1 protein-coding gene is annotated in these 565 nt (G+C 18.8%); it reads left to right on the top strand.

Going from position 1 to position 565, the window contains the following annotated elements; genetic code table 11:
• On the top strand, window positions 1-512 hold a 512-nt coding region (locus tag GBZ86_RS17605), incomplete at its 5' end, for a hypothetical protein (RefSeq protein WP_170272324.1).
• Window positions 513-565 lie beyond the last annotated feature (53 nt).

The raw sequence follows: 565 nt of genomic DNA, 5'->3' as shown, positions 1-565 counted from the left end.
ATATGAGACAAGTTGTTTTAAAAGAAGGAAATAAAGATAAAATAGAAAAATACATAAATAAACTATATTATTGTTCAGAAGGATATGATTTTATAAATGTAGATAATATAAATTTACAGTATAAAAATAATGATATTTATACTGTAATAATAGAGTTGAATTTTAAGGTGGATGTAATAAAACCTATAAAATTAAGTAAAGTAAAAAGCGATATAATTAAAAGAACAAAAGGTAATTTTATTGATTTTAAATTAAAAATATGTGAAGAAATTATAGAATTTAGACTTAAACATTTAGATAAAGAGTTTGCTTTAGAAAAGAAAGATGATAATGGATATAATTTGATTTTTAAGACTAATGTGTTTAAATTTTTAATTAATACTAGAGAAAATTTAGTTAATGCTTTAGGTTCTACAATTTATCAAGAAACAGGAATTTTAATAAATAAATCTAAATTAGAAGCGTTAACTTATAGCTTTGAAGAATTAAAATATAAAGATGATATTTTATAAAGCTTATTGACAATGTATTAATTTTTTTTATGCATTGTCAATAAGCTTTATAT

It is taken from the genome of Clostridium tarantellae (assembly GCF_009295725.1).
Classification (GTDB): Bacteria; Bacillota; Clostridia; order Clostridiales; family Clostridiaceae; genus Sarcina; species Sarcina tarantellae.
Note: the sequence above shows the minus strand (reverse complement) of the source record. Positions and strands in the feature narration are given on the sequence as shown.